2 protein-coding genes are annotated in these 2,546 nt (G+C 65.0%); one reads left to right on the forward strand and one right to left on the reverse strand.

Annotated elements, in window-relative coordinates; genetic code table 11:
• Positions 1-612 (reverse strand): hypothetical protein (locus ACLQ62_RS06170; protein ID WP_411720781.1); only part of this gene is annotated, 612 nt, incomplete at its 3' end.
• 508 nt (positions 613-1,120) lie between these two features.
• Between ACLQ62_RS06170 and mobF the strand changes: the two genes are divergently transcribed.
• On the forward strand, positions 1,121-2,546 hold a 1,426-nt coding region (gene mobF, locus ACLQ62_RS06175), incomplete at its 3' end, for a MobF family relaxase (RefSeq protein WP_411720782.1).

Here is a 2,546-nt window from a genome sequence, read left to right on the forward strand (position 1 = left end):
CTCAAAGGCCCACGGCCGACCATGTGCGAACCCAGACGCGACAGCCCAGTGAAATTGCACCTGGATCGATGTGAATTCCTCAGCGCCCTCAATCGGCCCGGTGATCTTGTACCCGGAGGTCGCCACCTTAGGATTGATGCCTCGTGATGCAGCCACCCTACGGATGAGCTCAAGATGCCTTGTCGGATCATTTGGTAACAAGTGACCGACCGTATTCCGCTGGTCAGTGTAGTTGCGAGCATGCCAGCGAAGGACTCGTTCAATGCGAATGTTCCGTTCGCGTGGACCGATTATCCACATGGCTGTCGCCGTGTTCTCCAGCGCCGCACGGGCAAGTGTTGAACCCACAGCGAGATGCTGCGATTGCATCTCATGAAGCAACGTCTTGATGCCGTGAAGCTGGTCGACCGAGGCGTTGATCAGGTGACGGATGGCCTGCGAAACCTCGAACGGGTGGCAGGCCTTATCGTCACCAGCGAGTGAGCTTCCCTCCATCACCGGGAACTCGTCAGGGTTACCGATCCGCTCAGCCAAGTGGTCGATGGCCTCGGCCATTTCTGTCCACTTGCGACCAATCGACTCATCATCAGGCGCGTGCCTGTCCTCGGGCATGTGGCTAACTCGCATAGGCATCCAGATCTTTGTGCTTGGTCAGATGTTGGCGAGCCAGGTCGCCAGCCCAACGCAGGTCCGGATGACCTTGAAGGGCCGCAGCGAGGCGGGCACTCGGCACGCCGATCTCTTTCAGCAGGTTCATTATGACTACAGCTGCCGTCAATCATCGCGAACGAGGGCGACATTCAAGTCGTGGCACGCCAGGTGACTTCGGCGCCAAAGGGGTTGTCGGAGATCGGCAAAATTCCCAATCGCATATGAGATCGCCAAATTCCTCAGCGATCGAATTGGGATCCGGTTGCGCGACTCCGGCATGTAGCGACCAGTTCAGCTGGCTCACCGTCAGAGGTGCTCCTCGCATCCTTATAACAATGGTCCGCCTTCGCCTTCGCCTTCGCCACCGCACCCGCGCCCGCGCCCGCGCCCACCTACCTCACCATCAAAATGAATGGACGTATGCTACCGTAGGTAGTTGCAAGAACCTGAGCTAGCTCGGAGGGCGGCTATGAAAGGCGGCGTGATCCTGTTCCGGGGCTCTGGGACGGACGCGCGCCGTTACCTGGAGTCGGATCGATCGCGGGCCGACGAGTACTATCTCGAAGACGGGACGGCCCTCGCCGAGTTCTCCGTCGTCGACGGCGACGGCGCAGTGATCGGCGAAGGCGCGCTCACCCCGGACGAGTACGCGCAGTGGGTCGACTGGATCAACCCGCTCACCACCGAGTCGATGGGCAAGCCGCGACTACCGGGAGACGGGCGGCAAGGATCGCCGCGGTTCGCCGAGATGGTCGTGAACGCGCCGAAGGCACTTTCGATCGCCGCGGCCCTCCACCCGGAGGTATCAGACGCGCTCGACGCCGCCCAGCGCGATGCGATGGCCGAGATTCGCGCCTGGCTGGGCCAACACTCCGTCACCCGCGTCGGACCGCGCGGCGCGCAGCGAGTGATGCCCGTGGAGCAATTGGAGACGGTCGCCGTCACGCACAAAACTTCGCGAGCCGGTGACCCGCACCGGCACATGCACTTCCAGATCGGTACGCGGGTGTGGGCGGCCGAGGCCTGGCGCGGCCTCGACACCGCGGCCCTGTTCCGTCAGCAGGGAGCGATCCGTTCACTGGGCACGGCCGTGATCGCCGCGCATCCGCAACTCGCGGCTGCCCTCGACGTCCACGGCCTCACTCTCGACCCCGTGACCGGAGAAGTCGCGGAGCTGCAGCCCTTCAACGCCGTGATGAGCAAGCGGGCTGAGCAGGTGGCGCGCAACCTGGCGCACTTCGAGAAAGAGTGGCGCACGGCGCATCCCGACCAGGGGCCTGGCCCGGCTGCGATGTCGCGGCTAATCGCCATGTCCTGGGATCACGAGCGGCCGCACAAGCGACCGACCGCGCTCGGCAACGAGGTGGCATGGCGTGCAGAGCTCGAGGACGCCGGCTACCAGTCCGACCTCGAGCGCGCGCCGGTGCGCGCATCGGTCCCGCTGGACGAGGTAAGCGTTCGGGATGTCGCATCGCGGGCGCTCGACCGCTGCGCAGCTGCCGCGTCGACGTGGACCGCGCACGACATCCAGGAGCAGGTTACTCGCATCATCACGGAGGCTGGCGTGCGCGCCGACCCCGAGCCGCTGAGCGAACTCGTCACGCTCGCGACACGGTTGGCCGCGGATGATTGTCTGTCCGTCCTGCCACCCGACAGGCCGCATCCCGAGCACGTCGCACACCTCACGAGCCTGCACGTCATCGCCTCCGAGACCCTGCTGCGCGACCTACTCACGGCACGGGCTGCGTATGCCGACCGCGGCCGGGCGCCGAACATGATGCACATCGCGCGCCGCCACCGGCTCGACCCTGCGCAGGCGCGGGCAGCCGCCGCGGTGGCATCCAGCGATCCGCTCGTCGTCGTGGAAGGCGCTGCCGGCGCGGGCAAGACGACGA

The sequence above is a fragment of the Mycetocola sp. genome, from assembly GCF_046716805.1.
GTDB lineage: Bacteria > Actinomycetota > Actinomycetes > Actinomycetales > Microbacteriaceae > Mycetocola_A.